The sequence below is a fragment of the Geothrix terrae genome (assembly GCF_022808775.1).
GTDB classification, from domain to species: domain Bacteria; phylum Acidobacteriota; class Holophagae; order Holophagales; family Holophagaceae; genus Geothrix; species Geothrix terrae.
This window is the reverse complement of record NZ_JAKZLA010000001.1, coordinates 630,228-653,115: the sequence shown is the minus strand read 5'-3', so window position 1 is coordinate 653,115 and position 22,888 is coordinate 630,228. Positions and strand designations below refer to the sequence as shown.

General features: G+C 68.1%; 24 protein-coding genes. 10 read left to right on the top strand and 14 right to left on the bottom strand.

Annotated features, from left to right (window positions below; translation table 11 throughout):
- The first annotated feature begins 37 nt into the window (after positions 1-37).
- Positions 38-769, top strand: a complete 732-nt coding sequence (locus MLE42_RS03040) for a DODA-type extradiol aromatic ring-opening family dioxygenase (protein ID WP_243286397.1) — start codon at positions 38-40, stop codon at positions 767-769.
- Positions 770-795: 26 nt separating this feature from the next.
- On the opposite strand, the gene MLE42_RS03035 is transcribed toward MLE42_RS03040, so the two are convergent.
- The 7 genes from MLE42_RS03035 to MLE42_RS03000 all read right to left on the bottom strand — a co-directional run bounded on the left by MLE42_RS03035 (position 796) and on the right by MLE42_RS03000 (position 7,087).
- Positions 796-1,926: an ABC transporter permease gene (locus MLE42_RS03035; protein WP_243286396.1), complete on the bottom strand. Its 1,131-nt coding sequence runs from the start codon at positions 1,924-1,926 to the stop codon at positions 796-798.
- Positions 1,927-1,935: 9 nt separating this feature from the next.
- On the bottom strand, positions 1,936-3,078 hold the full coding sequence (locus MLE42_RS03030) for an ABC transporter permease (RefSeq protein ID WP_243286395.1): 1,143 nt from the start codon (positions 3,076-3,078) through the stop codon (positions 1,936-1,938).
- The gene (locus MLE42_RS03025; RefSeq protein WP_243286394.1) at positions 3,075-4,049 is read right to left on the bottom strand and encodes an ABC transporter ATP-binding protein; all 975 of its coding nucleotides are present in this window, start codon (positions 4,047-4,049) and stop codon (positions 3,075-3,077) included. Before MLE42_RS03025 ends, MLE42_RS03030 begins: the two co-directional genes overlap by 4 nt.
- Positions 4,046-4,966 (bottom strand): ABC transporter ATP-binding protein, encoded by a 921-nt coding sequence (locus tag MLE42_RS03020; protein ID WP_243286393.1) that lies wholly within the window; start codon positions 4,964-4,966, stop codon positions 4,046-4,048. Before MLE42_RS03020 ends, MLE42_RS03025 begins: the two co-directional genes overlap by 4 nt.
- Entirely contained in the window at positions 4,966-5,958 is a 993-nt protein-coding gene (locus tag MLE42_RS03015) for an HlyD family secretion protein (RefSeq protein WP_275975647.1), read from the bottom strand. Before MLE42_RS03015 ends, MLE42_RS03020 begins: the two co-directional genes overlap by 1 nt.
- Entirely contained in the window at positions 5,955-6,620 is a 666-nt protein-coding gene (locus tag MLE42_RS03005) for a TetR/AcrR family transcriptional regulator (RefSeq protein ID WP_243286392.1), read from the bottom strand. Before MLE42_RS03005 ends, MLE42_RS03015 begins: the two co-directional genes overlap by 4 nt.
- A 182-nt stretch (positions 6,621-6,802) precedes the next feature.
- On the bottom strand, positions 6,803-7,087 hold the full coding sequence (locus MLE42_RS03000; protein ID WP_243286391.1) for a DNA-directed RNA polymerase subunit omega: 285 nt from the start codon (positions 7,085-7,087) through the stop codon (positions 6,803-6,805).
- Positions 7,088-7,172: 85 nt separating this feature from the next.
- Here MLE42_RS03000 and coaBC point away from each other — a divergent pair, with 85 nt between their 5' ends.
- A complete protein-coding gene (gene coaBC / locus MLE42_RS02995; RefSeq protein ID WP_243286390.1) occupies positions 7,173-8,381 on the top strand; it encodes a bifunctional phosphopantothenoylcysteine decarboxylase/phosphopantothenate--cysteine ligase CoaBC in 1,209 nt (402 codons plus the stop codon).
- Positions 8,382-8,400: 19 nt separating this feature from the next.
- Here the strand turns inward: coaBC and MLE42_RS02990 are convergent, their stop codons facing one another.
- Entirely contained in the window at positions 8,401-8,844 is a 444-nt protein-coding gene (locus MLE42_RS02990) for a hypothetical protein (protein WP_243286389.1), read from the bottom strand.
- Positions 8,845-9,018: 174 nt separating this feature from the next.
- On the opposite strand from MLE42_RS02990, the gene accC reads away from it, so the two are divergent.
- The 6 genes from accC to lspA all read left to right on the top strand — a co-directional run bounded on the left by accC (position 9,019) and on the right by lspA (position 16,312).
- Positions 9,019-10,506, top strand: a complete 1,488-nt coding sequence (gene accC / locus MLE42_RS02985; protein WP_243286388.1) for an acetyl-CoA carboxylase biotin carboxylase subunit — start codon at positions 9,019-9,021, stop codon at positions 10,504-10,506.
- A 10-nt stretch (positions 10,507-10,516) separates the two neighbouring features.
- Entirely contained in the window at positions 10,517-11,038 is a 522-nt protein-coding gene (locus MLE42_RS02980; protein ID WP_243286387.1) for an acyl-CoA carboxylase biotin carboxyl carrier protein subunit, read from the top strand.
- A 311-nt stretch (positions 11,039-11,349) separates the two neighbouring features.
- Positions 11,350-12,444 carry an OmpA family protein gene (locus MLE42_RS02975; RefSeq protein WP_243286386.1) on the top strand — a complete coding sequence of 365 codons (1,095 nt, stop codon included), beginning with the start codon at positions 11,350-11,352 and terminating at the stop codon, positions 12,442-12,444.
- A gap of 56 nt (positions 12,445-12,500) precedes the next feature.
- On the top strand, positions 12,501-12,890 hold the full coding sequence (gene mscL, locus MLE42_RS02970) for a large conductance mechanosensitive channel protein MscL (RefSeq protein ID WP_243286385.1): 390 nt from the start codon (positions 12,501-12,503) through the stop codon (positions 12,888-12,890).
- A gap of 135 nt (positions 12,891-13,025) precedes the next feature.
- Positions 13,026-15,821 carry an isoleucine--tRNA ligase gene (ileS, locus tag MLE42_RS02965; protein WP_243286384.1) on the top strand — a complete coding sequence of 932 codons (2,796 nt, stop codon included), beginning with the start codon at positions 13,026-13,028 and terminating at the stop codon, positions 15,819-15,821.
- Positions 15,821-16,312, top strand: a complete 492-nt coding sequence (lspA, locus tag MLE42_RS02960; protein WP_243286383.1) for a signal peptidase II — start codon at positions 15,821-15,823, stop codon at positions 16,310-16,312. The genes ileS and lspA overlap by 1 nt, the downstream gene beginning before the upstream one ends.
- Positions 16,313-16,330: 18 nt before the next feature.
- Here lspA and MLE42_RS02955 read toward each other — a convergent pair whose 3' ends face one another.
- A complete protein-coding gene (locus MLE42_RS02955; RefSeq protein ID WP_243286382.1) occupies positions 16,331-17,302 on the bottom strand; it encodes a DUF1028 domain-containing protein in 972 nt (323 codons plus the stop codon).
- Positions 17,303-17,362: 60 nt separating this feature from the next.
- Here MLE42_RS02955 and MLE42_RS02950 point away from each other — a divergent pair, with 60 nt between their 5' ends.
- Together MLE42_RS02950 and MLE42_RS02945 are read left to right on the top strand one after the other, a co-directional pair.
- Complete coding sequence (locus tag MLE42_RS02950) at positions 17,363-18,247, top strand: DUF1684 domain-containing protein (RefSeq protein WP_243286381.1); 885 nt, start codon at positions 17,363-17,365, stop codon at positions 18,245-18,247.
- A 176-nt stretch (positions 18,248-18,423) separates the two neighbouring features.
- Positions 18,424-18,627, top strand: coding sequence for a hypothetical protein (locus tag MLE42_RS02945; RefSeq protein ID WP_243286380.1), 204 nt, complete (start codon positions 18,424-18,426; stop codon positions 18,625-18,627).
- A 32-nt stretch (positions 18,628-18,659) separates the two neighbouring features.
- Here MLE42_RS02945 and MLE42_RS02940 read toward each other — a convergent pair whose 3' ends face one another.
- Genes MLE42_RS02940 through MLE42_RS02920 form a run of 5 tightly spaced genes read right to left on the bottom strand, consistent with a single transcriptional unit; the run spans position 18,660 to position 22,802 of the window.
- A complete protein-coding gene (locus MLE42_RS02940; RefSeq protein ID WP_243286379.1) occupies positions 18,660-19,091 on the bottom strand; it encodes a DUF6526 family protein in 432 nt (143 codons plus the stop codon).
- Positions 19,092-19,115: 24 nt separating this feature from the next.
- The gene (arfB, locus tag MLE42_RS02935; RefSeq protein ID WP_243286378.1) at positions 19,116-19,541 is read right to left on the bottom strand and encodes an alternative ribosome rescue aminoacyl-tRNA hydrolase ArfB; all 426 of its coding nucleotides are present in this window, start codon (positions 19,539-19,541) and stop codon (positions 19,116-19,118) included.
- Positions 19,542-19,562: 21 nt separating this feature from the next.
- Complete coding sequence (locus MLE42_RS02930; RefSeq protein WP_243286377.1) at positions 19,563-20,876, bottom strand: ABC transporter permease; 1,314 nt, start codon at positions 20,874-20,876, stop codon at positions 19,563-19,565.
- On the bottom strand, positions 20,869-22,119 hold the full coding sequence (locus MLE42_RS02925; RefSeq protein ID WP_243286376.1) for an ABC transporter permease: 1,251 nt from the start codon (positions 22,117-22,119) through the stop codon (positions 20,869-20,871). Before MLE42_RS02925 ends, MLE42_RS02930 begins: the two co-directional genes overlap by 8 nt.
- A complete protein-coding gene (locus MLE42_RS02920; RefSeq protein ID WP_243286375.1) occupies positions 22,116-22,802 on the bottom strand; it encodes an ABC transporter ATP-binding protein in 687 nt (228 codons plus the stop codon). Before MLE42_RS02920 ends, MLE42_RS02925 begins: the two co-directional genes overlap by 4 nt.
- Positions 22,803-22,888: the final 86 nt, after the last annotated feature.

The following is a 22,888-nucleotide window of genomic DNA, read 5'->3' as shown; positions in this document are numbered from 1 at the left end:
GCTTCTCCTCACCCTGTTCCTTGCCCATGGATCACCCATGCTGGCCCTGGAAGGCGGCGCCTGGGGCAGGGCCGTGTCCGCCCTCGGCCTCCGATTGCCGCCATTGAGGGGCATTCTCGTCTGCTCCGCCCACTGGGAGGCGGCGGGGTCGATCCGGCTCTCCTCCGCGAAGACGCCGGGCGTCATGCATGATTTCGGTGGCTTCCCCGGGGAGCTCTACACCCTCGACTACCCAGCGCCGGGATCCCCCGAGTTGGCCGCCGAGGCCGCCGGCCTCCTGAACACCGCGGGTTTGGAGGCGGAGCTCGATGATCATCGCCCTCTCGATCACGGTGCCTGGGTGCCCCTGCGGTACCTGGTCCCCGACGCGGAGGTTCCCGTGGTGCAGCTGTCGCTGCCTCGACCCCGGACTCCAGAAGGACTCCTGGCCGCAGGTCAGGCCCTGGCCCCCCTGCGGCGATCCGGTGTGCTGATCGTGGGCAGCGGGGGCGTGGTGCACAACCTCCGCCGCCTGGACTGGCAGGATGCTTCCGCCCCGCAGCCCTGGGGCCTGGCTTTCCAGGCCTGGGTGCGCGGCCGGCTGGAAGCCGGAGACCTCAAGGCCCTGGTGGATTGGCGGAAGGCGCCCGGGGCGGCGGAATCCGTGCCCACCTCCGAGCACCTGGACCCCCTGTTCGTGGCCGTCGGCGCGGCCCGATCCGCGCCCGATCCGGTCTTCGAAGGCTGGCAGCTGGGCAGCCTCAGCCTCGAGAGCTATGCCTTCGCCTGAGGGTCGGTCCAGGATGGGTCGAGGTCTCAGCCCATGGTCTTCCGGAAGCGCCCGGCGGCGAGCAGCAGCATGATGGTTCCGAGGGCGGTCAGGGCCAGCATCTGGGGCCAGAGCACCTCCAGGCCCAGCCCCTTCAGGAACACGCCCCGGATGATCACGAGGTAGTACCGCAGGGGATTCAGGTAGGTGAGCAGCTGCACCACCCTGGGCATGTTGGCGATGGGATAGACGAAGCCCGAGAGCATGAAGGCCGGCAGCATGAAGAAGAACGCCGTCATCATGGCCTGCTGCTGGGTGGAGCTCACGGTGGAGATGAAGAGGCCCACGCCGAGGGTGCTCAGCAGGTACAGGCCCGTGCCCAGGAACAGGATCGGCGGGAAGCCGAGCATGGGGACCCGGAACCAGAAGACGGTGATGAGGGCGATGAGGGCGACGTCGGCGAAGCCGATGACCGCGAAGGGGATGGTCTTGCCCAGGATGAACTCCAGGCGTCCGATGGGGGTGACCATGATCTGCTCCATGGTGCCCACCTCCCGCTCCCGCACGATGGACATGCTGGAGAGGATGATCGAGAGCACGGCCACGAGCATGGCCAGGACGCCGGGCACGAAGTAGTTGCGGCTGTCCAGGTTGGCGTTGAACCAGGCGCGGGTGGCCAGGGTGACGGGTTCGGCGTCCAGGCGCACACCGGCCGAGCGGGCGAAGCGCTGCTCCAGGAGCGACCGGTTGAAGTCGGCCGAGATCCTGGACGCATAGGTCAGTGCCACGCTGGCCGTGTTCGAGTCCGAGCCGTCCAGGAGGAACTGGGCCTGGGCGCTGCCACCCCCGGACAGGGCCTCGGCGAAGCCCCGGTTGAGCCGCAGCACGGCCTTCGCCTCGCCCGAATCCAGGACCTTCTGGATCTCCGGCTCCGAGGTGATCCGCCGGACGACATCGAAGCACCCCGAGCCCTCGAAGCGGGCGATGAGGTCGCGGGTGGCAGGGGTGCGGTCCAGGTCGTAGACAGCCATGGGCACATGGCGCACGTCTGTGTTCACCGCGTAGCCGATGATGATGATCTGGGCCACGGGCATGACGAACAGGACGGCCCGCATCCTCGGATTCCGGAGGACCTGGATGAACTCCTTGACGAGCATGTGGTAGAGGCGTTCGAGCATGGTCGATTCCTAGGCCAGGCGCTTCTTGAAGCTGCGGATGGCGGCGAGGAGCATCAGGGCGCCGAAGGCGACCATCAGCAGACACTCGGGCCACAGCTCCGTGAGGCCGGTCCCCTTGAGGTAGAGGCCGCGGAGGAAGGCCACGAAATAGCGGGCGGGGATCAGGTAGGTCACCGCCTGCAGGGCCTTGGGCATGTTGCCGATGTCGAACATGAAGCCCGAGAGCAGGAAGGCCGGTAGGAAGGTCGCCACGAAGGCGAATTGGCTGGCCAGGAGCTGGGTCTTGGCCTTGGCGCTGATGAGGATGCCCAGGGAGAGCGCTCCCACCAGGTAGATCGCGGAAACGGCGAACAGGAGCAGCAGGCTGCCCCGGATGGGCACGTCGAACAGGAAGCGCCCGGCCAGCACGGAGAGCAGCATGTCCACCATGCCGATGGCGAAGTAGGGAGCGAGCTTCCCCAGGATCAGCTCGCTCCCCCGGAGGGGCGTGGAGATGAGCTGCTCCATGGTGCCCGTCTCCCACTCCCGCGCCACCGTGAGCGAGGTGAGGAGCGCCGCGATGAGCATCATGATCACGGCGATGAGCCCGGGCACGATGAAGATCCTGGACTCCATGTCCGTGTTGAACCAGGCCCTGAAGCGCAGATCCAGAGGCAGGGCCGGAAGCCGGCCCGTGACGCGCTGGGTCTTCTCCACCAGGATCTCCTGGGAGTAGTTCCGCACGATGGCTTCGGCGTAGGAGATGGCCAGGGTCGTGGTGTTGGCGTCGCTGCCGTCGGTCAGCACCTGAACCTGGACCTTCCGGCCGGAGGCGACCCGCCGCCCGAACTCGACGGGGAGCACCACCGCCATCATCGTCCGCCCCCGGGCGAGGTCGCCCTCCACCTCCCCGTAGGAGCCCGGCCGCGCCACGACGGAGAAGTAGCGCGACCCCTCGAAGCGGGCCACCAGCTCCCGGCTCTGGGGCGTGCGGCTCTGGTCCCAGACCGCCAGGGGAACCCGGTCCAGGTCCATGGTCAGGGCGTACCCGAAGATCATCAGCATGATCATGGGCAGCACGATGGCGATGCCCAGGGCGCGCGGATCCCGCAGGACGTGGATGAACTCCTTGCGTGCCACGGCGCCGAGACGGCGGAAGTTGAGGCCGCTCATGCCTTGAACTCCTTCTGCGCGCCGTCCGCGCGATCGCGGGCCTCGATGAGGGAGACGAAGACGTCCTCCAGAGAAGGCGTGATGCGTTCCACGGCGCCCACCTGGAAGCCGCCCTCCTCGAGGGTTCGGCGGAGACGGGGCGCGAGGGCCTCGGCGTCTTCCGTCATGAGGTGGATGTCCCGCCCGAACAGGGCCGCGTCCCGGACGCCCGCCACGGCCGCGGCCACGCCCAGGGCCTCATGGGAGCGGCCGCAGGAGACGCGCAGCACCTGGTCGGCCATGAGGCCGCCCTTCATCTCGCCCGGCGTCCCCAGGGCCACGAGCTCGCCCCGGTAGATGAGGCCGAGGCGGTCGCAGTATTCGGCCTCCTCCATGTAGTGCGTGGTGACGAAGACCGTGACTCCCTCGCTGGCCATCTGGTAGATGAGGTCCCAGAAGGACCGTCGGCTCAGGGGATCCACGCCCGACGTGGGCTCGTCCAGGAAGAGCACCCGGGGCTCGTGGAGCAGGGCGCAGCCCAGGGACAGACGCTGCTTCCAGCCGCCCGGCAGCAGGCCCGTACGGGTGCGGCGGTGCTCCTGGAGGTGGGCCATGTCGAGGACCCACGCCTTCCGCTCGGTTTTCTTCTCCCGAGACACCCGGTAGATGCCGCTGAAGAAGTCGATGTTCTCCTCCACCGTGAGGTCGTCGTACAGGCTGAATTTCTGGCTCATGTAGCCGATGCTGCGCTTGATCTCCTCACGCTGGGTGCGGATGTCGAGACCCGCCACCGTGCCCTGGCCGCCGGAGGGCTCCAGGAGCCCACAGAGCATGCGGATGGTGGTGGACTTGCCGGCGCCGTTGGGTCCCAGGAAGCCGAAGATCTCGCCCTGGCGCACGTCGAGGCTGACGCGGTTGACGGCCACGAAGTCCCCGAACCGCCGCTCCAGGTCCCGCAGCGTGACCGCGAACGTGCCCGGCGCGGCGCTCATGCGGCACCGCTGGGCAGGGCGGAGGTGAAGATGTCCTCGAGGGTGGGCTCGATCACCTCCACGCCATGGCAGGCGAGCCCCTCGGCGCGCAGGACCGCCTCCACGCCGGCGCGTCCGCGATCCGCATCTTCGGCCAGGACATGGATGCGGTCCCCGAAGAGGGCCACACTTCCGAGCTTTCCAGCGCGAAGGAGGACCGCCGCCCGCCGGGGGGACTCGCAGCGGACCTCCAGGAGCGAACCCTTCAGGAGGCCCTTCACGCCGTCCACGGTGTCGCAGGCCATGAGCCGGCCTTGGTGGAGCAGGCCGATCCGGTTGCAGCGCTCCGCTTCGTCCAGGTAGGCCGTGGAGACGAAGATCGTCACCCGCTCCTGCTGGAGCTGGTAGAGGATGCGCCAGAAATCCCGGCGGGAGACGGGATCCACGCCGTTCGTCGGCTCGTCCAGGAAGAGGACCCGAGGCGTGTGGATGAGGGCACAGGCGAGCCCCAGCTTCTGCTTCATGCCCCCGGAGAGGTTGCCCGCCAGGCGGCGCCGGAAGGGTGTGAGGTTGCTGAAGGCCAGGAGCCGCTCGAGTCGTTCGCTCCGACCGGCCTTCGGGACTTCATAGAGATCGGCGTAGAAATCGATGTTCTCCTGCACCGTGAGGTCGGGGTACAGGCCGAAGCGCTGGGCCATGTAGCCGATGCGGTCCTTGATCGCCTCTGCATCCCGGACCGCGTGCAGCCCGTCGACCCACGCCTCGCCTGAGCTGGGCTCGAGGATCCCGGTCAGCAGGCGCATGGTGGTGGTCTTGCCCGCGCCGTCTGGTCCGACGAGCCCGAAGATCTCCCCCTCCTCCACGGCCAGGGTCAGCTGATCGAGGGCCACGAGCTCCCCGAATCGGCGGGTCAGGGCCTGGGTCCGGACGGTCTCCATCACCGGCCGTCCAGGGCGATCTCGGCGTCCACGGGCATGCCGGGCTTGAGCTCCATCGCCGGGTTGGGGATGTCGATCTTGATGCGGTAGACCAGCTTCGTGCGCTCCTTGCGGGTCTGGACGGTCTTGGGCGTGAACTCGGCCTCGGAGGCGATGAAGGCCACGCGGCCCTCATAGCGCTTCCCGGGGAAGGAGTCGGACGTGACGAACGCCTTCTGGCCCACCTTCACGCGGCCCAGGTCCGTCTCCTCCACGTAGGCGCGCAGCCAGACCTGCCCCAGGTTCGCCATGGTCACCACGGCGGTGCCCGGCGAGACGTACTCCATGGGTTCGACGTTCTTGGAGAGGATCACCCCTGCGCTCGGAGCCGTGAGGGTGGCGTAGCCCAGCTGGGTCTGGGCCAGCGCCAGGGCCTGCTGAGTCTGGTCGTAGCGGGCGCGGGCCTGGTCGATGTCCTCCTTCCGGGGGCCCTTCCGCACGAGGGTGTACTGCTGATCGGCCTGCTGGACCTTGCCGCGGGCGGCCTCGAGGGAGGCTCGGCTGGCCTCGTAGTCGCGCACCGAGAGGATGCCCTTCTGCTGGAGGTCCCGGATGCGGGCCTCGTCGGGCTCCAACCTCCGGAGGTCGGCCTGGGCCTGCTCCAGGGCGGCTTTGGACGCGGCGATCTCCTCCTTGCGGGATCCGGCCAGCATGGCGTCCAGGGCTGCCTTGGCCGTGGCCGCGTCCGCCCGGCGCATGGCCACCTGCTGTTCCAGGTCCCGGGCGTCGAGCCGGGCCAGGAGCTGACCGGCCTGGACGGCCTGGCCCTCATCCACGGGGCGCTCGATCACTTTCCCGGCGACCCGGAAGCTGGCCTCCACCTGGATGACTTCGATGTTGCCCGAGAGCTTGAGGCGGTTCGCCTGATGGTTCCCGCAGCCGGTGGCCAGAAAGGCCACTCCACCGAGGAGAACCATCATGGCGATGGGAAGATGCCGGTCTGTCGGTCTCATGGACGGGTCTCCTTGATGGCGAGGGGGGCTGCCGCGAGCTCGGGCAGGGGCGGCAAGGGGGCGAGCGGATCCCGGGCGATGCCCCGCCAATACAGGTCGAACCAGACGTGCAGACCGGTCTCCACGGCCTGGTCATGGGGCAGCCCCATGAGGCGGGGGAGCACGGTGGGCAGCAAGTCGAGGATCTCGAGGTGCATCCTCGCCAGAAAGAAGGTGCCCAGCAGGGTATGGAGGTCCGCTCGCAGGTCCCCTCGCGTGATGCCCTGGTCGAGGATGCTCCGGATGGCCATCACGATGGGACGGATCCGCACCTCGATGAGGCCCGAGAGCCCCTCGGCGCCGCGTACGATCTCCCCCCGGATGAGGGAACGGATCGCCGGGTCGGCCTTGAGGTGCCGGTGGTAGATCCGGACGACCTCCCAGAGCCTGAGGGCGGTGGGGCGCGGATCATCGGCCGCCGCCACCACCTCGAGCTCCTGGAGGATGGGAGGGAAGCGACGGGCCAGCAGGGCGGTGAACATGGCCTCCTTGCTGTCGAAGTGGTAGTAGATCAGGGCCGGGTCGCAGCCGGCCTGCTTGGCGATGGCGCGCAGGCTGGCCGCCCGGAGGCCATCCCGGGCGAAAACCTCCTGGGCCGCATCCAGGATCCGGTCCGGGTCCATCCGAATGGGTTTGGGTCCGCGAGGGCGAGGGGCATGGGGCATGGGAGTCCAATTCAACGAATGTTGAATCATGGGATCCACGCCCGGGGTCTGGCAAGGGTTATTTCATCATGTGTGGAAATTTGAGCGGTACATGGTCAGGCCCCCGGGGGACCCAGGGGCCTGGCCGCAAGCTCTGGTGCCTATTCGCCGGAGATGGGGACCACCGTGGTGTCTTCGATGGTGATGATCTCGGGCTCCTCGAAGGCGATGCGGTTCTCTTCGACCTCGGCCATGGCCACCTGGCCCCAGAACGAGGCGAGCTTGGGCGCGTCCTGGGCCTGGCCGTGCTTGTTCACGGGCACGACCACTTCGACCTTGGGGAAGGCGCCGCGCTGGAGCTGGTCGCAGCGCTTGCCCGCTACGACGACGAAGCGGTACTTGTTACCGATTTCTTCCGGGACACGGACGATGGTGCGCTGGGTCATGGGCCACTCCGAACCAGGAAGCATAACACCTGTGGAGCCATGGATCAACGAGCGTGGAGTAGCATGGAGCGTTCCAGGAGCCCCGATGCAGATCATCCTCGGCATCCCGGGCGGCATCGCCGCCTACAAGTCCGCTGATCTGGCGCGGTTGCTGACCAACCAGGGCCACCGGGTCCGCTGCATCCTCACCGAGGCCGGCGCCAGGTTCATCACCCCGCTGACCCTCAGCAGCCTCACGGGCGAGCCCTGCTACGGGGCGAACCCGGACCAGGGCGAGTGGCGCGCCAATCCGAGCATCGAGCACATCGAACTGGCCCGCTGGGCGGATCTGGTGGCAGTGGTGCCCGCCACGGCTGACATCCTCGGGAAGGCGGCCAACGGACTGGCCTCGGACCTGCTCAGCACGGTGCTGCTGGCCACGAGGGCACCGGTCCTCTGGGCCCCGGCCATGAACACGGGCATGTGGTCCCACCCCGCCGTCCAGGCCAATCTCTCCCGGCTGCGCTCCTTCGGCCACGCGGTGGTGGACCCGGATGATGGCCTCCTGGCCTGCGGCGAGGAGGGATCGGGCAAGCTCGCCCAGGTGGACACCATCGCGGAAGCCATCCTGATGCACGGCGCCGCCAAGCTCCGCAGCCTGAACGGGAAGATAGTCCTCATCACCGCCGGGCCGACCCGCGAAGACCTGGATCCGGTGCGCACCCTGACCAACCGCAGCACTGGCGCCATGGGGATCGAACTGGCCAGGGCCTTCCGCGACGCGGGCGCGCAGGTCCAGCTGGTGCTGGGCGGCGATCTGCCGGCGCCCTGGGGGGTGGAGACGGCCCGCGTCCGCAGCGCGCAGGAGATGCTGGCGGCCTGCCAGGCCCGCTGGTCCAGGGCGGATGGCCTGGTGGGGGCCGCAGCGGTGGCGGATCAGCGCCCGGAGACTTCCGCACCCGAAAAGGTGAAGAAAGGGGAGGGGCCTGAAAACCTGATCCTGGTCCGCACGCCGGACATTCTGGCCACCCTGTCGGCCGCCCGGCGGCCCGGCCAGTGGATCCTAGGGTTCGCCGCCGAAAGCGAGAACCACCTGGCCCATGCCGCGAGCAAGCTGCAGAAGAAGCAGCTGGACGGCGTGCTGGTGAACGATGTTCAGGGAGGACGCGCCTTCGGTGACCAGACCAACACCCTGACCCCCGTCACCGCCCAGGGGCCCCAGGTTCCCATCGGCCCCCTGCCCAAGGATGCCTTGGCCCGGGCGGTGGTGCAGTGGTGGAGCCTCCAGATCGAGGGCCGGGGAACCGTTCAATAGCCGTGATCCGGTCCTCTCCTCAGAGGGCCGGATCCATCCAGGGGAGCACGTCGCTGGGCCGGCCGGCGACCTCACCCAGCCGTACGGCCACGATCACGATCCAACCGGGGGGCCGGTGGAGGGATTTCAGGTCCATGGTCAGCGCTTCGCCAGGTCCTGGCAGGTCCGGGCGCCGGCGCTCCAGCACCACCTCGCCCCGGTTGAAGACCTCTTCGGCGGTGGGCTTGGTCAGGCCAAGGGGCAGGTAGAGCACCCGCAGGGATTCCACGCCTGCCAGCGGAACGCCGTTCACGTCAGTGGAAGGCAGCACCAGCCGGATCTTCCGGAGCCCCTCCAGCCGCGCCTCCATGGCCTGGGCCGCGGCCCGGGGCCTGGGGACGGGATCGCCCTTGCGCCCGCACCGGACTGTCAGGAGTCCGAGCGTGATGGAGAGCAGCGGGTTTGCTAGTCTGAAGAATCGCATCGCCCACCATCATGCCCGAAGACGAGGCCCATCCATGCCCGTGACCAAGATCCTGATCGCCAATCGCGGGGACGTTGACCCCTCCGCGATCGAGCGGAGCGAGGGAGCGGTCGGGGGCAGGTCCCTGCGCAGGCCTGCGATTCGATTCCAACAAGCGAGGTTGAGCCGATGGCCGTGACCAAGATCCTGATTGCGAACCGCGGGGAAATTGCAGTTCGTGTGATCCGCACCTGCCGCGAGATGGGGATTCCCACGGTGGCCGTGTATTCCGAAGCCGACCGTGGCGCCCTGCACGTCCGCATGGCGGATGAGGCCTACTTCATCGGCCCGGCCGCGGCCCGGGAGAGCTATCTGGTGCTGGAGAAGATCCTGGATGTCTGCAAGCGCAGCGGAGCCGACGCAGTGCATCCGGGCTACGGCTTCCTGTCCGAGAACGCCGAGGCTGCGCGGGCCTTCGAGGCCGCCGGCATCACGTTCATCGGGCCCCGTCCCGAGTGCATCGTGAGCATGGGCTCCAAGACGGCCGCCCGCGAGGTGGCCATCGCCGCGGGCTGTCCCGTGGTGCCGGGCATCCAGGAGACCATGGCGGACGAGGAGCTGCTCGTCGCGGCCCAGAAGATCGGCTTCCCCGTGATGCTCAAGGCCGCCATGGGCGGCGGCGGCAAGGGCATGCGCCTGGTCCACAAGCCCGAGGAGTTCGCCAGCTCCCTGGCCCGGGCCCGGGGCGAGGCTCTGTCCAGCTTCGGCGACGACAGCGTGTACGTGGAGAAGGCCATCGTCCAGCCCCGCCACATCGAGATCCAGGTCTTCTCCGACAAGCACGGCAACCATGTCTACCTGCACGAGCGCGAGTGCTCCGTGCAGCGCCGCCACCAGAAGGTCATCGAGGAGGCGCCCAGCCCCCATGTGACGCCGGATATGCGCAAGGCCATGGGCGAGGCGGCCCTCAAGGTGGCCCGGGCCGTGAACTATGTGGGCGCCGGCACCGTGGAGTTCCTGGCGGACGCCGACCGCAACTTCTACTTCCTGGAGATGAACACCCGCCTCCAGGTGGAGCATCCCGTCACCGAATGGATCACCGGCCTGGACCTGGTGAAGTGGCAGATTCTCGTGGCCCGGGGTGAGAGGCTTCCCATGACCCAGGAGGAGATCCCGCTGAACGGGTGGGCCATCGAGTGCCGCGTCTATGCGGAGGACCCGGACAAGAACTTCATGCCGAGCCCCGGGAGGATCACCTTCCTGCGCACCCCCAGCGGGCGCAATGTGCGCGACGACGGGGGCGTCTACGAGGGGGCCGAGGTGCCCATGTTCTACGACCCCATGATCAGCAAGCTGAGCACCTGGGGTCCGACGCGCCTGGAGGCCATCGAGCGCATGCGGGCGGCCCTGGGCGAGTACCGCATCGGCGGCATCCGCCACAACATCGCCTTCCACGAGACCCTCATGGAGCACGAGCCGTTCCGGCAGGGTGCGCTGCACACCGGGATGCTCGACAAGCCCTTCTGGAAGCGGAAGGGGCAGGGGCCCGACCTGAAGTTCGCCGTGGCGGCCGCCCTGCTCCAGGAACTGGAAACCGAGCAACGCCGCGCCGCCCAGCCCGCCGCCTGCGCCGACGGGAAACCCGACGCCTGGAAGCATTGGGGCCGGTTCAACCGGTTGTAGGGAGGATGAGATGAAACGCACCCTTCACATCGGCAAGGACTCCCACGACGTGGAGCTCCTCCACCAGGACGGCGCCACCACGCTGGTCTGGGAAGGCCAGAGCCACCCCATCGACATCATCGAACTCGAGCCGGGCTGCTACTCGATCATCCTGGATGGCCGCTCCGTGGAGGTCCGTCTGGACCAGGCCAAAGCGCCGGACCCGGACACCCACGCCTACCGGGCCATGCTCTACGACGGGGCCTACGAGTTCGCACTCGTGGATCCCCGGCGGGCCCTCCTGTCCGGCGGCGGTGGCGCCGGGGCCGCGGGTGGCCTGCTGGTGTCCCCCATGCCCGGCAAGATCGTGAAGCTTCTCGTGAGCCCGGGCGACCTCGTCCAGGAAGGCCAGACCCTCCTCGTCATGGAAGCGATGAAGATGCAGAACGAGCTGAAGGCCAGCACAAGCGGAACCGTCGCGACCGTGCATGTGCAGGAGGGCGCCACCGTGGAGACGGGGGCGTCGCTCATCACCGTGGCGCCGGAGGGGTGACAGAGGGGCTCACCCCCGGCCAGAGTCATATCGCGAGCACGAGGCCGTGGCACCGGCCATCACCAAGGGACCTACCCCAGGGTGACAAGGGTGGTCGATTCGGCCTGCGGGCTTGAACTTCAAGGCATATTTAGCCGACCGACTCGCTTGGGACAAGTGGGTGAAAACGACTATTTCCTATCGTCCCGCGATACATCTAATGGCACTCGGAACACCCATAAAAATGGGTCTAGATTCTTTTTTTGTTGATGTAAGAGAGATTTCAGGACTAGGTTTATGGCGTGATGCGAATCACCATTAGTGGAGGTAGCATGAAGAAAACGCTCCTTTTCTTGCTGGCTGGGTCGGCAATCACCCTGTCCGCCCAAGAGGGTCAGGCCTGGGTCATGGGCCACCTGGGCCAGACGATCTTCGAGAATGACGCCAACCTCAAGGACAAGATGCATTACGGGATTGGCGTGGGGCACTGGTACACCAACCGGTGGGGCCTCGACCTGCGGGCGCTCCAGAATGATCTGCAGCTGGACCCGAACCCCTTCGGCATCGGCTCGGCCAAGCAGACCCACCTGCTGGCCTCGGGCCTCTTCAACTTCCGCCCCGGCGCGGAGAACTGGTATCCCTACGCGGCCCTGGGCATCGGCGGAACCCGTGTGGACTCCCCCTACTCCGGGAAGGGCGAAGCCACGACCCGCTTCAACTACCACGGCGGTTTCGGTGTGATGGGCAAGCTGGCCGAGAACTTCATGATGGACATCAGCGCCAAGGCGGTCCGCGTGGAACTGCCCAAGTCCCGCACCGAGTACCTGGCGACCCTGGGCCTCGGCTACACCTGGGGCGGCGGCAAGAAGGCCGCTCCTGCTCCGCCTCCGCCCCCCCCGCCGCCGGCTCCCGAGCCGAAGCCCGAGCCCAAGCCTGAACCCGTGGCTCCTCCGCCGCCGCCGCCCCCGGCGCCCGAGCCGCCCAAGGAAGTGGCCAAGCCCGTGCCGCCTCCGCCGGCCAAGATCGTCCTCGATGAGGCCGTGCTGCACTTCGCCAACGGCAAGGCCGATCTGGGTCCTGACGCCACCGCCGCCATCCGCAAGGTGGCCGACGGCCTGAAGGCCTATCCGGGTGACTACACCCTGGAAGTCAGCGGGCACACCTCCTCCACCGGCAGCAAGGCCGTGAACAAGGCCCTGGCCAAGCGCCGGGCCGATGCTGTGGCCAAGGTCCTGGTGGATTCCGGCATCCCCGCCGCCAAGGTCACCACCGTGGGCGTGGGCCCCGACAAGCCCATCGCCGACAACAAGACCAAGGAAGGCCAGGCCAAGAACCGCCGCGTTGAGATCGACGTGAAGGTGAAGGGCGCCAAGGCTGAGGTCCGCCAGATCACCACGGAGACCGTGGAGTCCGCCCCTAAGAAGTAGCCGTTGAAGGGCGGGGGCCTTGGGGTCCCCGCCCCCTTTTGTCTTGGAGGAACGCGATGTCCCTGAAAGACGAATTCAAGGCCTTCATCATGAAGGGGAACGTGGTCGACCTGGCCATCGCCGTGGTCGTGGGTGGTGCCTTCGGCAAGATCGTCACCGCCTTCGTGGACGGGTTAGTCATGCCCCTGGTGAGCTACGTGCTGCCCGCCAACATCAAATGGGAGGAGTGGGTCCTCGGCAAGTTCCGTATCGGATCCGTGCTCGGCGCCACCATCAACTTCCTGATCATCGCCCTGGTGGTCTTCCTCGTCCTGGTCAAGTTCCTGGGCAAGTTCATGAAGAAGGAGGAGGCACCGGCCGCCCCCACCACCAAGGAATGCCCGGCCTGCCTGGAGCAGGTGCCCCTCAAGGCCACCCGCTGCAAGCACTGCACCAGCCAGCTCTGACCGATCGTCTCCCAACCATTCCAGAGGGCCCGGTTTCCGGGCCCTTTTCCTTGTAATCGCAAGGGTTTCCGTGGTGAACTGAATGTTCAACCTCAGGGGCGCTCGGGTGCGCCCCTCCGACGCACGAGGGCGCCGATGAGCGAGCAGGCTCCGGTCAAAAAGTACTCGGTCTTCCTTCCCAAGACCGATTTCCCGATGAAGGCGGACCTGCCGCAGCGCGAGCCGAAGCGCCTGGAGCGCTGGAAGGCGGAGAACCTGTACGCCCGCATCGAGGCCAAGCGCAAAGCTGACAACGCGGCCGGGAAGGGCAGGGGTCGCGAGATCCTCCACGACGGCCCGCCCTACGCCAACGGCGCCATCCACATGGGCCACGCCCTGAACAAGATCCTCAAGGACGTGGTGGTGAAGTCCCGGTGGATGGAGGGCTACGAATCGCCCTACGTGCCCGGCTGGGACTGCCACGGTCTGCCCATCGAGCACGCCGTCGAGAAGGACCTGGGCCCCAAGCGCCGGGAGCTGAGTCGCGCGGAGTTCCTCCAGAAGTGCCGGGCCTACGCGCAGAAGTGGATCGACACCCAGCGCACGGCCTTCCAGCGCCTGGGCGTGCTCGGCGCCTGGGAACAGCCCTACGTGACCATGGATCCCCGCTACGAGGCGGAGACGGTGCGCCACCTGGCCAAGCTCTTCGAGAGCGGCTCCGTCACCCGCAAGCTCAAGGTGGTCCACTGGAGCTATGGCGCGCGCACGGCGCTAGCCGAGGCCGAAGTCGAGTACGCGGACAAGACCAGCCCCGCCATCACCGTGGCCTTCCCCGTGATGGACACCGCGGCGAAGCACATGGAACTGCCCACCCCGCTCTTCCTGCCCATCTGGACCACCACGCCCTGGACCCTGCCCAGCAACCTGGCCGTGGCCATGCACCCGGACCTGGAGTACGCCGTGGTCCGCGCGGACGGCCGCCACTACATCGTGGCGGTGACCCTGCGCGAGGACTTCGCCAAGAAGCTCGGGATGCCGCTGCACACGGTGGAGATCCGCAAGGGGAAGGAATTCCAGACCCTGGTGGCGCGCCATCCCTGGATCGATCGGGACAGCCCCGTCCTGCTGGGCGACCACGTCACCGCCGACACCGGCACGGGCCTGGTGCACACAGCGCCGGATCACGGCGTGGATGACTTCAATCTGGCCCACCACCTGGGCCTGCTCCAGCTCGTGGGCCCCGATGGCAAGTTCCTGCCGGCCGTGAATGACCCTGAGCTGGAGGGGAAGAACATCTTCGACTGCAACCCCCTGGTGGTGGAGAAGCTCCGCCGCATCGGAGCGCTGCTCCACGAGGAGACGCTCACCCACAGCTACCCCCACTGCTGGCGCACCAAGACGCCCATCCTCTTCCGCGCCACCGAGCAGTGGTTCATCACCATGGATTCGGAACTCAACGGGAAGGGCCGCAGCCTGCGGGAATTGGGCCTCGAAGGCGTGGAGCAGACCCAGTGGGTTCCCGCCCAGGGCCAGAACCGCATCTACGCCATGATCTCCGGGCGCCCCGACTGGTGCATCAGCCGGCAGCGCGCCTGGGGCACGCCCATCACCGTCCTGCGCTGCGAGGCCTGCGGCGAGCCGCTGGTGGCCGACAGCATCTTCGAGGCCGCCGCCGCCGCCATCGAACAGGGCGGTATCGAGGCCTGGGCCAACCTGCCCGTGGACGGGCTCGTACCTGTGGGAAGCACGTGCAAGTGCGGATCCACGGCCTTCCAGAAAGAGACGGACATCCTGGATGTCTGGATCGATTCCGGCGTCAGTGCCTCCGTGGTGTGCGAATCCCATCCGGAGCTGAACCGCGCCGACTACGGGGACTTCATCTACCTCGAGGGCTCGGATCAGCACCGGGGCTGGTTCCACAGCTCGCTCCTCTTCAACCTCGCCGCCACGGGCACCAAGCCCTACAAGCAGGTGGTCACCCACGGCTTCGTGCTGGACGGCAAGGGACAGAAGATGTCCAAGAGCCTGGGCAATGTCATCACGCCAGAGGAGATCCTGAAGACTCTGGGTGCCGACATCCTCCGCTGGTGGGCCGCCAGCAGCGATTACAGCGAGGACATCCGCATCTCCAAGGAAATCCTCGACCGCAGCGCCGATGCGTATCGGAAGACCCGCAACACCCTGCGCTTCCTCCTGGGCGCGCTGGCCGACTTCGATCCCGCCCGGGACGCGGTGCCGGATGCTGAGCTGGCGCCTCTGGACCGCTGGGTGCTGGCCGCCTTCGGCCGCATGGCCCGGGAGGTCCGCGACGCCTACACCCGCTTCGAGTTCCATCGCGCCACCCAGGCCCTGCTGGGGTTCTGCCAGCTAGAGCTGTCGGGCCGCTACTTCGAGATCATCAAGGACCGCCTCTACTGCGACGCGCTGGATTCCCCCCGCCGCCGCAGCTGCCGCCAGGCCTGCTGGGTGCTGGCCAGGGGGCTCAGCACCCTCCTCGCTCCCGTCATGAGCTTTACCGCCGACGAGGCCTGGGAGCAGATCCCCGGGTGCGCAGGCAGCGTGCACGAGCAGCGGTTCCCCGAGATCAACGGCGCTGCCGTTGATCCCAGGTGGGAAAAGCTCTGGGAAATGCGCGAGGTGGTTCAGGCGGCCATGGAACCCCTTCGGGTCGCCAAGGCCGTTGGAACAAGTCTGGACGCCGATGTTCAGGTCACCTTGAAGGACCAATCAGATTGGGAATTGCTGGACAGTATTGGTGAACCACTCGACGAACTGTTGGTCGTTTCAGGCCTCACTCGAGTCGTCGACCCGGGCGTGAATTTCGCTCCAGGAGTTATCGCTGGCACCCACGGTGGTAATAAGTGCCCTCGCTGCTGGAACCGCAAGGGTGGTCACGGCAAGGGCGAGGATTCGGCCCTCTGCACGCGCTGCGCCGGCGTGGTGGGGGCCTGATGCGCCGCCTGCTCTGGCTGCTGCTTCCCGCTTCCGTTCTGGCCGCGGATCTGGGCTCCAAGGCCTGGATCCTGGGGCTTCTGAAGGAAGGCGAATCCCTGCCGGTCATCAAGGGATTCTTCTACCTGACCCTGGGGTTCAACCGCGGCGCCATCTTCGGCAGCCTCACCTGGATGCCGGAGCCCGCCCGATTCGCAGTCTTCGGCCTCGCGGGCGTGGCGGCCCTGGCTTATTTCGGCAAGCACTTCCTGGCGGAGGCGACATCCACCTGGGATCGCGTGGCCCTGGGTTTCATCCTCGGCGGCGCCCTGGGGAACGGCGTCGACCGGCTCGTGAGGGGCGCGGTGGTGGACTTCCTCGACTTCATCTTCGGCACGTGGCACTACTGGACCTTCAATGTGGCCGACAGCTTCATCCTCATGGGGGCCGTCCTCTACGGGGTGCGGATGCTGCTGGCGCCGAAAACGGCGCATCCCCAGGCGAACGGATAAAGGACCTCCACAAAGGGCCTATTGGGCTTCGATGGCCTTCAGCAGGGCCGGGTCCCTGGGCAGCTGGTCCACCTCGGCCAGGCGGGGCACGAGGCGCTTCCAGAAGGGCTCGGCGGCGAAGACCTGCTTGAAGATGGGCAGAGCCTCTTCCAGCTTGCTGCTGGAGGCCAGGGCCACCGCCTGCCAGAAGGGCATCTCCCAGACGCCGGGCGCGAGCTTGGCCGCGGCCGCATAGGCGGCCTTGGCTTCGGGCCACTTGGCGGCGGTGACGTAGCCGTCGCCCTCGTCCATGAGGCGGTAGGCCCGACGCAGCTGGATGAGGCGTCCCAGCTCCTTCAGGGGATCCGGGTTGTCCTCCACCCGGAGGTCGAAGAGGCGGTCGTTCCAGGGCTGGCCCGAGGCCTTGCCCTTCACGATGAGGATCGCGGCGCTCTGCTGCCCGCGGATGTCCCCGCCTTCGGCCTGGGCCGCCCGCAGGGCCGCCAGCAGGCGGTCCGCGAGGTCGCCCTTGGCGGTGCGGAAGGCCTTGGCCATGGCTGGCCAGACCGTGGCCTTGTCCATGAGGTTGGCCTCCACGGTGAAGCCTTCGCCCAGGTCGTGCCCCGCGGCCTGGATGCACTTGGCCCCCGTGTGCGCCGCCACCCGGCCCTGGGCGTCCACCATGGCCACCTGGCGCACCTCGCGATCGGGGTCCGCCGCCAGCAGGGCCTTGAGGGCCTCCGGCGCGGGCTTGCCGGCCTTCATGAGGGCCAGGCCCAGGGCGCCGTAGGTGGGATCGGTGAAGCTCTGCGTCGCCACCGCACCGACGCCGGCCTCCGCCCAGGGCACGGAGGATCCGACGGAGAACCAGTGGCTCTGGACGGCCACACCCAGGTCCCCCGTAACCGCGTCCCGCGCCACGATGGAGTAGGTGTGCACCGGGCGGCGGGGGACCTCACCCGCATGGGCGGGGAGCGTGAGCGACAGGAGGGCGGCGACGAACAGACGCATGGGAACTCCGGTGGGATGGGGGCGCCCACCATCCTACCCCGTCACTGGTACGATGGTTCCATGCGCCGCGCACTGGTCCTCGCCACCTTCTGCTTCATGCTGGACGCGGCTCCGCCGCCAGAGGCCTACGTGAAGACGGTGAACGCCTGGCATGCGGAACGATCCGCCCGGCTGGCGGCGGAGGACGGCTGGTTGACCCTGGTGGGCCTTGACTGGCTCAAGCCAGGCGAGAACACCCTGGGCACAGCGCCGGGATCGACGGTGCTGCTGCCGGAGGGGACCGCCCCCGCCCAGGCGGGCACATTCATCCTGGAGGGGGGCCAGGTCCGGATCCGCCTCATGGCGGACAGCGGGATCCTCATCAACGGGCAGATCGTGGCTGAAGCCACGCTGAAGGCGGATGTGGACGGCAAGCCGGATCTGCTGCGGGCTGGGCGCATCACCTTCTACGTCATTCGCCGGGGGGACCGGTTCGGGATCCGGATGAAGGACCCCGAGGCTCCCGCGCGCAAGGCCTTCCACGGCGTGGCGCGGTTTCCGGTCGACGCCGCCTGGCGCATCGAAGCGGACTTCCTGCCCTACGCCACGCCACAGACCCGGGCCATCCCCACGGTGCTGGGCACCTCCGAGCCCATGGCGGCGCCGGGTCTGCTGCGCTTCAAGATCAAGGGCCGGACCTACACCCTGGAGCCCGTCATCGAGGATCCGGCCCACCCCGAGCTGTTCATCATCTTCCGGGATGCCACCAGCGGGAAGGCGACCTACCCAGCGGGGCGCTTCCTGACCACCGCCATGCCGAAGGACGGGAAGGTGGTGCTGGATTTCAACCGGGCCTACAACCCGCCCTGCGCCTTCTCGCACTTCGCCACGTGCCCCCTGCCGCCAAAGCGGAATGAGCTCCGCCTGGCGGTCCGGGCTGGCGAGAAGGACTACGGCAGCCATTGAAGCGCCCGGCCAAGGGCTGCCCACCAGAGACTCGGCCCGCCGAGCGACTTGCCCGGGGTCCCTCCAATAGGTCGTTGGGCGGACCTAAAATGGGAAAATAGATGCATTGATTGTTTTTGCGTGCGTGTTATCTTCTGTACCAACACCCAACAGCCCCAATAAAGTCCGGAGGAACCATGCCGCCCGGAAACACGCACGCCAAAGCACCCGCCAAGGTGGTCGAGAAGGTGACCGTCGAGGCCTGCATCGCCATCGCGCAGCGGGTGCAGCACGCCCGCCTCGCCTCCGGCGATGAGGCTGGATCGGATGTGGCCGCCCTCATTGCCGAGGCCATGCGCAGGGAGCTCCTGAAGGGACAGCAGGAGGGCGTGGTCGCCTAGGCCTCCGGCGGTCTGTCCTCGCCGAGGCTGGCTCAGACCCTGTATTCGTCAGGCCGCCACGTCTGGATCCGCTTCTTGATGGCCTCGCCGTCGAGGTTCTCCTGTAGGGCCTCGCGCACGCGGTCCGCCACTTCCGCGTCGGAGGCGAAGCGGAGTCCCACGCACTGCCTGGCGCTCAGCTCGGGGATGCGGGCCTTCAGCTCCTCGGGCAGGAGGCGGGCGAAGCGCAGCTGCTCCTCCAGGCGGATGAGGCGGTCCTGCACCCGGAGGGCGTAGACGCGGGCCTTCAAGGCGAGGAGCGTCACGGCCAGGGCCAGGAGGGCGATCCAGAACGTGGCCAGGGCCGGGCGCCGGACGAAGGTGGTGATGGTGGCGATCACCGTCACCAGGAAGAAGGGGAGCAGGACGAAGTGGTACAGCGGATCGAAGCGGCGGTGGGTCGCGTAGGTCTGGGGCGCGGACATGTCATCTCCCGGGAGGCTTCCAGGTTACTCCAGAGGCCCGCTTCGCCGCCGCTTGAGCGCCGAGGCCCGCTTCTTGGTCTCAAGGCGGCGCTCCTTCGATGCCCGCGTGGGCCGCGTGGCATGGCGGGCCAGGGGCCGCACCAGGGCGGCGCGGACGGCCGCGGCGGCCTTCTCCCGGGCATCCTCCAGGTTCTTGAGCTGGTCGCGGGTGCGGTCGCTGACGACGATCCAGAGGCCCTCGGCATCCAGGCGGTTCCGCTGGGCCAGGCGCAGGCGGCTCAGCGCATCCTCGGGCAGGCCCTCGATGGCGGCGAGGTCGATGCGCAGCTCCACCTTGGAGGACACCTTGTTCACGTTCTGCCCACCCGCGCCCCCGGCCCGCACCGCCTTGAAGCGGATGGCCTCGCCGGGGATGCGGACGGTGGCGGTGACGTGGATGGGATCAGCCATGCCTCGATGCTAGCGCCCCTTTCAGCGCATGGCCTCCATGGGGCTGAGCCGCATGGCGCGGAAAGCGGGGTAGAGGCCGAAGACCAGGGCCAGCGCCAGGGCCACGATCCAGGCGGTGATGAGGCCGACGGGGTTCACCACCAGGCCGTAGGGGAAGCTGGCGGAGAGGGCCTGGCAGAGCAGGCCGCCCGAGACCGTGCCCAGCAGGGCGCCGATGGCCGCCAGCACCACCGCCTCCAGCAGGAACTGGATGAAGATCTCGTGGTCCGAGGCGCCCAGGGCCTTGCGCAGGCCGATCTCGAAGCGGCGGTCGCTGAAGCTGATGAGCATGACGGACAGCACGCCCACGCCGCCCACCAGAAGCACCGTGCCGGCAAGGCTCAGCAGCACCACCTGCCAGCCGTGCATCTGCTCCAGGAAGTTCTGGTAGGCCCGGGCGGCTTCGGCATCCAGGTCCACGATCTCGGCGTCCTCAATGCCGTGGTGGGCCTGGCGGACGCGGCTAAGGAGCATGGCCGAGACCTCGCCGGCGTCGTCGGCCCGGCGCAGCTTCACGGTGACCTGGGCCAGCTTGTGGGCCGGGTCCATGCGGTCCATGTAGGCTTCCAGCGGGATGAGGATGCCGTTGGCGTCGGTGTAGTTCTCCTCGTTGAAGATCTGGCCCGGCGCCTGGACGCCCACGATGCGGAAGGGCACACCCTCCACCACGAGGTCGCGGCCCACGGGATCGGCGCCGCTGAAGAGCTTGGCGGCCAGGGTGGCCCCCACCACGGCGACGGTGGACCGGCGGCGCTGGTCGTCCTCGGTGAGGTTGCGGCCCAAACCGATGGGCCGGTTCATCCAGACCGCGTAATCGGGAGTGACGCCCGTGACGAAGATTCGCTCCGTGTCCCCCGTGACGCGGACCGACGAGGTGCGCTGGGCCCGGGGCAGGAAGGCCACGACCTTGGGGTGGGGGGCCGTGAGCCGCGACAGATCCTCCTGGCGGAGGCCGGGGCTCATGACGAAACGGCTGCGTTCCTCGGCGGTCTCCGCGGTCTTGGGGGCGACGCGCACGGTGCCGTCCCAGCTCATGCCCGCGAAGCCGGTGCTGATCTTGTCCATGACGCCATCAAGCACGGAGGTCATCACCACCAGGGCGAAGACGCCCAGCATGAGGAGGGTGAGGGTGAGGATGCTGCGGACCTTGTGGGCCCACAGCTCCACCAGGCCCGTGCGGACCACCTCCCAGAGCATGCCCAGGCTGAAGCCGCGCACCTTCGGGGCGGGCGCGGGCGCTTCGCCATCCAGGAGGGAAGGGCCGGGGGAGCGGAGGATGAAGGTTCCGTCACTCATAGCGCAGGGCTTCCATGGGAGACAGGCGCGAGGCCTTCCAAGCTGGGTAGAGCGCGAAGAGGAACCCGAAGGCTGCCGCCAGGCCGTAGGCCCAGAGGAAGCTGGCGGGCGTCATGTAGAGGGGGATGCCCAGGCTCTTCGTGATAACCCAGGAAAAGCCCACGCCCAGCGCAAGGCCCGCCAGGCTGCCCAGGGCCGTGAGCAGCAGGGCCTCCGTCATGAAGCCCTTGAAGATCTCCCGGCCTGAGGCGCCGATGGCCATCTTCACACCCACCTCGCGGACCCGTTCCTTGAGCCCGGCCATCTGGATGTTCACGTTGACGATGCCGCCGCCCACCAGGGCCAGCACGCCAGATAACAGGAAGATGATGTCGTAGACGTCGCCCTGGCTGTTGCGGCGGCGGATGCGGGCGGCCACGTCGTCCAGGCGGAAGTCCTCCTGGAGGCGGTGATTGGCCTTGAGGAGGTCGGAGAGCTGTTTGGCAAAACCGCCCATGGCGCCCAGATCGGGGATGCGGAAGGTGACCCGGTCCACCCGGCGGTAGGCATCGCCATTCATGCGCCGCTGCACGAGGTTGGCCGGCACGGCGATGATGCGGTTGCGCCACCAGAACTGGTTGCGCTGCCCCTCGCGGAAGCGGAAGACCCGCTCCTCGAACAGGCCGATGACGGTCACCGGGACCGATCCCACGCGCAAGGTCTGGCCCAGGGCGTCACCCTTGGGGAAGAAGACCTGGGCCGCCTCGGTGCCGAGGATGACGACGGGGGCCCCGGTGTCCATTTCGCTGGCGGAGAAGGCCCGTCCCCGGGCCACGCCGTAGCCATTGGCCGGGATGAAGTCCCCGCCGATGCCGCTGATCTGGCGGTCCTGGTCCCCGTAGGCCGACACCACCCGGACCCGCGCGAACTTCTGGCGGCTCACGCCGTGGATGGCGTCCGCCTTCAGGGCTTCACCACCCACCGCGTCCTCGTCCCTCAGGCCCAGGTTGGCCTGCTGCAGGGCCGTGGGCCGGCCGTCGCGCACGGCGGCCTTGGGCTGCACGTTGAGCTTGTCCAGGCCGCCCATCTTCACGAACATCTCGTCGGCGCGCTTGCGCTGGCTGTCGGAGATGGAGAAGCCGCCCAGCACGGAGGCCACGCCCAGGAGCACACCCATGGCCTGGAGCACGGAGCGGCCCAGGTTCTCCTGGATCTCGACCCAGGCCCCGAGCAGCCGCTCGCGGAAAGCGCCGGAGGTATTCACGCGGCACCCTCTCCGTGGGCGATGAGACCGTCTCTGATCTCCACCTGCCGCTCGGCCTGGGCGGCGATGGAGGGGTCGTGGGTCACCAGCAGCAGGGTGTTGCCCTGCTGGTGCAACTCGCGGAAGAGGCCGAGCACCTCGGCGCCGGTCTTGGAGTCGAGGGCGCCGGTGGGCTCGTCCGCCAGCAGCAGGGCTGGTTCGTTGGCCAGGGCCCGGGCCACGGCCACGCGCTGCCGCTGGCCGCCGGACAGGGTGCCCGGAAGCTTGTCGGCCTTGTCGGCGATGCCCACCTTCTCCAGCAGGGCCAGGGCCCGCTCGCGCCGCTCCTTGCGGCCCACGCCGGCGTAGAGCATGGGCAGCTCCACGTTGCGGGCGATGCTGGCCTTGGGCAGCAGGTTGTAGCTCTGGAAGACGAAGCCCACCTTCTCGTTGCGGATCCGCGCCAGCTCGCCTCCGGAAAGGCCCTGGACCTGGCGGCCGTCCAGCGTGTAGGTGCCGTCCGTGGGCAGGTCCAGGCAGCCGAGGATGGCCATGAGGGTGGACTTGCCCGAGCCCGAGGGCCCAATGAGGGCCACGAACTCGCCCTTGGCCACGGTCAGGTCGATGCCTCGCAGCGCGTGGACCGCCGTGCCATTGGCGCCGTAGACCTTCGTCAGGCCCTGGGTCTGGATGATGCTGGACATGGTGGCACCTGAGGAGTAGCTGAGGCCCGGAGGGAGGCGGATGCCGACCGAGGGGCGGGGGTGCGGGGGGACTTCGCGAGCAGAGC